The 5,561-nt window shown below is 73.4% G+C and carries 5 protein-coding genes and 1 pseudogene; 2 read left to right on the top strand and 4 right to left on the bottom strand.

Going from position 1 to position 5,561, the window contains the following annotated elements:
* The coding region (locus tag JWR81_RS06185; RefSeq protein ID WP_297647885.1) for a helix-turn-helix domain-containing protein at window positions 1–1,625 on the top strand (1,625 nt) is incomplete at its 5' end.
* 9 nt (window positions 1,626–1,634) lie between these two features.
* On the opposite strand, the gene menC is transcribed toward JWR81_RS06185, so the two are convergent.
* The 4 genes from menC to JWR81_RS06205 form a co-directional block, all read right to left on the bottom strand.
* Window positions 1,635–2,741 carry an o-succinylbenzoate synthase gene (gene menC, locus JWR81_RS06190; protein ID WP_297647889.1) on the bottom strand — a complete coding sequence of 369 codons (1,107 nt, stop codon included), beginning with the start codon at window positions 2,739–2,741 and terminating at the stop codon, window positions 1,635–1,637.
* A 3-nt stretch (window positions 2,742–2,744) separates the two neighbouring features.
* Window positions 2,745–3,866 (bottom strand): M20/M25/M40 family metallo-hydrolase, encoded by a 1,122-nt coding sequence (locus tag JWR81_RS06195; protein WP_367278742.1) that lies wholly within the window; start codon window positions 3,864–3,866, stop codon window positions 2,745–2,747.
* Window positions 3,859–4,671 carry a GNAT family N-acetyltransferase gene (locus JWR81_RS06200; RefSeq protein ID WP_297647892.1) on the bottom strand — a complete coding sequence of 271 codons (813 nt, stop codon included), beginning with the start codon at window positions 4,669–4,671 and terminating at the stop codon, window positions 3,859–3,861. Before JWR81_RS06200 ends, JWR81_RS06195 begins: the two co-directional genes overlap by 8 nt.
* Before the next feature lie 116 nt (window positions 4,672–4,787).
* Window positions 4,788–4,952 (bottom strand): hypothetical protein, encoded by a 165-nt coding sequence (locus JWR81_RS06205; protein WP_297647895.1) that lies wholly within the window; start codon window positions 4,950–4,952, stop codon window positions 4,788–4,790.
* Window positions 4,953–5,209: 257 nt separating this feature from the next.
* On the opposite strand from JWR81_RS06205, the pseudogene JWR81_RS06210 reads away from it, so the two are divergent.
* A pseudogene (locus JWR81_RS06210) lies at window positions 5,210–5,561 on the top strand (hypothetical protein); the annotation flags it as partial.

A 5,561-nucleotide genomic window follows, 5' to 3' on the forward strand; every position in this document is an offset into this window, starting at 1 on the left:
CCGGCCGTGCGACGTTCCACCCGGTCGCGGACGTGACGGCCGAGGACGCCCGGGGCCACGACGGTCAGGCGCTCGGTGAGGTCCTCTCCCGCCTCGGGCCCGACCTGGTGACGGCCGCCGTCGCGCCGCCGGGCTCCCTCGCCCGGCCCCTCACCGGGGTGAGCGTGAACGACCCGCTGCTCGAGGTCCCGCAGGGCCACGACCAGGTGCTGCTCGCCGTCGGCGTCGAACCGCGCAGCGCAGCGGCGGCCGAGCTCGTCGAGCGTGCGGCGGCGGAGGGCTACGCGTCCGTCCTGTTCCACGTCGACGACGACCTGCCGTCCCCCGTCGGCGACGCCGCCCGGCGCAGCGGCATCGCCGTCCTCACCGCGCCCTCCGACGTGCCCTGGGTCCACCTGGCGACGATGCTCAGGGTCGGGATCACGAGCCCGCGCCACGACGAGCTGGCGGGGGTGCCGCTCGGCGACCTGTTCGGCTTCGCCAACTCCCTGGCGGTGCAGATCGGCGGCGCGGTGACGATCGAGGACCCGCAGTCACAGGTGCTGGCCTACTCCAGCGTCAAGGACGACGTCGACGAACCGCGCAAGGAGACCATCCTGGGGCGACGGGTGCCGCAGATGTACCGGCGCATCCTCCAGGAGCGCGGGATCTTCCGGCAGCTGCACAGCAGTGACGACGTCGTGCGGATGGACGCGGTGCCCGAGGTCCATCTCAGCCGCCGGGTCGCGATCACGGTGCGCGCCGCCGGCGAACTGCTCGGCTCGATCTGGGTGGCCGAGACGGGCCTGCCACTCGCCGACACCCACGCCGGCGTCCTCCGCGAGGCGGCCCAGACCGCGGCCCTGCACATCATGCGGCACCGCATGGAGCTCCGCGCCGAGAGCACGCTGCGCACCTCGATGATGCGTGACCTGCTCGAGGGCAGGGCCGCCGACGTCGCCGCCGTGCGGCTCGGCCTGGACCCGCAGGCCTCCTACGCCGTGGTGGCGTTCGAGGCGGCCGCGGGCGGGCCACCGGTCGACCGGCTGCTGCCCGTGATCGATCTGTACGCCTCGACCTTCCGGCGCACCGCCCCCTGCGTCGACGTGGGCCCGCGCGTCTACGTGGTGCTGTCCGGCGACCAGCTCGCGCCCACCGAGGTCCGCCGGTTCGCCGCCGACGGCTCACGGCGCGCCACCAGCGCCACCCAGGCCCAGGTGCACGCGGCCGTCGGCCGGCCCGTCATGTCCGTGGACCGCGTCGCGGCCTCGCGGCACGACGCCGACCGTGTGATGCGCGTGCTGCTGCGGTCCGGGGGCGAGCGCGTCGTGGCCGACCTCGACGAGGTCGGGGCGGCCGCCAACCTCCTCGAGGTGCTGGACCTCGTGCGCGAGCGGCCGCACCTGCTCGACGGGCCGCTGCGCCTGCTGCGCGAGAACGAAGGCGACCGCCGCCCTCCGCTGATCACGACGCTGCGCGCGTACCTCGACCACTTCGGCGACATCACGGCCGCAGCGGCCAGCACCCAGGTACACCCCAACACGTTCCGCTACCGGCTGCGGCGGGCGTGCGAGCTGGCCGGGGTGGACCTGGGCGATCCGGTCGAACGGCTGATGCTGTGGCTGCAGCTGCGCCTGCTCGGCTGACGGGCCGCGTCAGCGCTTCAGCGTCTCCACGTCGATCGTCAGGGCGCGCAGGACGTCCGGCCGCGGCTCTGCGCCCACCCCGGGCCCGGTCGGCACCGGCAGCATCCCGTCGCGCAGCACGAAGGGATCGGTGATGTCCTCGGCGTAGTAGCGGTCCGACGCCGAGGTGTCGCCGGGCAGCCGGAAGTTCGGCAGCGCGGCGAGCGCGATGTTCGCCGCCCTGCCGATCCCGGTCTCCAGCATCCCGCCGCACCAGACCGGGACGCCCATCGCCTCGCACACGTCGTGCACGCGCACGGACTCCAGGTAGCCGCCCATCCGGCCCGCCTTGATGTTCACGATGCTGCACGCGCCCTGCCGCACCGCCTCGACCACCGCACGCGCCGAGGTGATCGACTCGTCCAGGCAGACCGGGGTGCTGATGCGGCCCGCGAGGACGGCGTGCTGGTGCAGGTCGTCCTCGGCGAACGGCTGCTCGATCAGCAGGAGGCCGAACTCGTCGAGCGCCTCCAGCCGCGCGCTGCTGGCCGCGTCGTAGGCGGTGTTCGCGTCGACCTGCAGCTGCAGCCGGTCCCCGAAGGCCTCCCGGACCGCGCGCACCGGCTCGACGTCCCAGCCCGGCTCGATCTTGAGCTTGATCCGGCGGTAACCGTGGTCGACGTACTCGCCCACCTCGGCCAGCAGCTCGTCGACCGACTCGGCGATCCCGACCGACACCCCGCACTCGACCTCCGTGCGGACCGCGCCGAGGTAGCTGCCGAGCGACATGTCGTGGGCGCGCAGCTCGGCGTCGAGCACGGCCGTCTCGATCGCCGCCTTCGCCATCCGGTGCCCGACCACCCCGCCCAGCGTCCTGGCGACGCCGCGGGCGGTGAGGTCCGGTTCCGCGAGCACCCGCGGGACGAGGTGGTCCCGCAGCACGGCGTGGGCGCCGTCGACGTACTCGCTGCTGTAGACCGGCGCGGCCAGTGCGGCGCACTCCCCCCACCCCTCGCCCACGTCGGTCACGACCCGGACGAGCAGCACCTCGCGGGTCGTCTGCACCCCGAAGGAGGTGCGGAACGGCCGGACGAGCGGCATCGCGATCCGGCGCAGATCGACGGCGTGCAGCTTCATGGTTCAGCGCTCCAGGAGGTGATCGATGAGTGTGGCCACGAGCGCCGCCCGCTCGGGCATCGCCGAGGTCAGGACGTATTCGCCCTCGCCGTGTGCGTGGTCTCCGACCGCTCCGAGACCATCGAGGGTCGGCACCCCCAGAGCGGCGGTGAAGTTGCCGTCGGAGGCGCCTCCGACGGCCGCCGAGGCCGGTTGCGGAAGCCGCAGGTCGCTCGCACACCGCGTCGCGAGCGCCATCAGATCCGCGGAGGCGCGGGCTTCCAGCGGCGGCCGGTTGATCGCGCCGGTGACCCGCAGGACACTTCCGTCGACGACCGGGGCCAGGCTCCCGAGGGCGGCGTGCACCCGGTGCTGCTCGGCCACCGCGGAGGCTCGGACGTCGATCGACACCTCCGCGGTCGCCGGAACGGTGTTGACCGTGCTGCCGGCCGTCGCGGTCGTCGGCGTGACCGTGGTGCCCAGCCCGGGATCGGCGAGATCGGCCAGCCGCAGAACCTGGTGGGACAGCTCCGTCAGGGCGTTCACGCCCCGTTCGGGTTCCAGCCCGGCGTGCGCGGCGCGGCCCCCGATGTGCAGGCGGTAGAGCGAGATGCCCTTGCGGACGGTCTTGAGCGCACCGTCGGCGCTGGGCTCCAGCACGAGCACGGCACGCGAGCGGCGCGCTTCCTCCTCCACCAGGGCACGGCCGGTCGGCGAGCCGATCTCCTCGTCCGTCGTGACCAGCAGCGTCACGTCCGGCCGGCCGGCCAGCGCGCTCACCGCGAAGAGCCCCTGCACCAACCCGGCCTTCATGTCGAAGATCCCCGGCCCGGTGGCACGCCCGCCGTCCACGGCGAACGGCCAGCGCGCCGTGGTGCCGGCGGGCCACACGGTGTCGAGGTGGCAGAGCAGCAGTACGGGCCGGTCACCGGTTCCGCGCAGGCGCAGATGCTGCCGGCCCTGCGACTCGATCGTCTCCGGCCTCTCGCCCAGCAGCTGGTCGACCATCGCCGACACGAGCCCGACCCCGTCGCCGATCCGGGCCATGTCGTCGCTGGGTGTCTCGGTCATCACGAGGTCCTCCAGCGCCGCGAGCATCGCGTCCTCGCGTGCCCGCAGGCGGGTCAGCAGGGAGAGGTCAGCCACGTGCTGCTCCGATCCGCGCGGCCTGCTGCTCGGCGCCGACCGACGCCCGAGTGAAGACGTAGCCGTGCTCGGCCCAGTCCGGACGCAGACCGTCCGCGAACAGGGTCGTGAACCGCTCCCTGGCTGCCATCCGGACCGCGCGGGCGGCCGCCGCGTCCGACCGGCGGAGGGCATCGAAGTCCGCCGGGACGGCCACGGCCTGCCCGGCCCCCGGGGCGCTCCGCTCGCGCCGTTCCAGCGCGGCCCGGGCTCGCGGGGAGGCCAGCTGCCACGACACCTCGAACCGATCGCTGTGATCGCCGCAGTTCACGTTGTCGTCCATCGCCCCGTAGAAGTCCGGGAAGAACGCCTGCACCCCGGCGCCGAGCTTGACCAGGTTGAAGTAGGCGTTGCGGGCGATCAGCGGGTCGTACGTCCACCGCATCTCGGTGATGCCGTTGTCCAGGCAGAGCGCCCGCTGCCAGGATTTCAGCGCGAGACCGATCCCCCGCGACCGCTCCCGGCGCGCCACCGCGGTCATGTGCGAATGCAGGTGCAGCCCACCGCTCCAGCCGAGGAAGCCGAAGGCCACCCCCACCGGACGCTCGCCACGCACCGCCGCGACGACGGCATTGCCGGCGTGCGACAGGGCCTGCAGCAGAACCCCCTGCGGCACCTGTCCGGGACCCCAGGCGTCGCGAACCACCGCCTGGGCGGCCGCCACGTCCGCTCCGCCGAGCACGCGCACGTCGACCCCGCAGCTCTCGGCCGCACGGCGGGCGTGCGCCCACGCGGCATCGCGGATCGCCGCTTCGTCGGTCGTCACCGCTTCGTCGGTCGTCGCCGCTTCGGGCGTCGCTCGGTCGATCCTGGCTGGGTCGATCCTGGCTGGGTCGATCCTGGCTGGGTCGGTCACGGCTGTGTCGGTCACGGCTGTGTCGGTCATGGCCGGCGTTCTGCTCTCTGTCGTGCGCGGGCGTTCGGTCGTGGTGACCGCCGCACGTCGTCGCCGACCACCTCGAAGTCGACGTGGTGGTGCAACCGGACGGAGGGCAGGCCGAGCTCGTCGAGCGTGGATTCGAGGACCTCGTCCCGGTCGTCGTGCATGTTCTGCACCCTTTCGACGTCGCCGACCGCCGCCAGGACGTCGCCCGCGGTCTCGTGTGGCTGCCAACGTAGGGAGATCACCACGCCCGGCCCTACGTCGTCCCGGACGAGGTGACGGCCATTTCTTGTGCTGGCGGACGAAGGATGCGGGCCGCATCTCGGTCACGATGGCGGCGCTCCCGCTCGAACGCCGATCAGCCCGCGTAGCTCTCCCCCACCGGTCGCACGCGATACCACCCACGGAAGGACACGGACACGTGACGGACTTCGAGGCCTTCGGGCCGCAGCTGTTCGACCCTGACCTGATCGACGCCGAGACACTCGAGCTGAACCGGCACATCGAGCAGCAGATGACCCTGGCGCCCGCGCGGTGGGAGATGGCCGAGGACCACGAGCGCACCCTGACCCCCGGAGCCGGCCTCATCCCCGGCTCCGGGCCGGTTCCCGGGCTCCGGGAGATCGAGGCGCCCGGCCCCGCGGGCACCGTCCCGATGCGGATGATCCCGTCGGAGGGGGAGCCGCGGGGTGTCTATCTCCACTTCCACGGGGGCGGCTTCGCGATGGGGGCCGCCCGCCACCACGACGCGATGCTGGCCGAGACGGCTCGTG

Source organism: Pseudonocardia sp. (genome assembly GCF_025965585.1).
Classification (GTDB): domain Bacteria; phylum Actinomycetota; class Actinomycetes; order Mycobacteriales; family Pseudonocardiaceae; genus Pseudonocardia.

What these genes read in the sequence shown, in the direction of transcription:
- menC (WP_297647889.1), bottom strand. Translation starts at nt 2,741, where the DNA reads ATGAAGCTGCACGCCGTCGATCTGCGCCGGATCGCGATGCCGCTCGTC.
- JWR81_RS06205 (WP_297647895.1), bottom strand. Translation starts at nt 4,952, where the DNA reads ATGCACGACGACCGGGACGAGGTCCTCGAATCCACGCTCGACGAGCTC.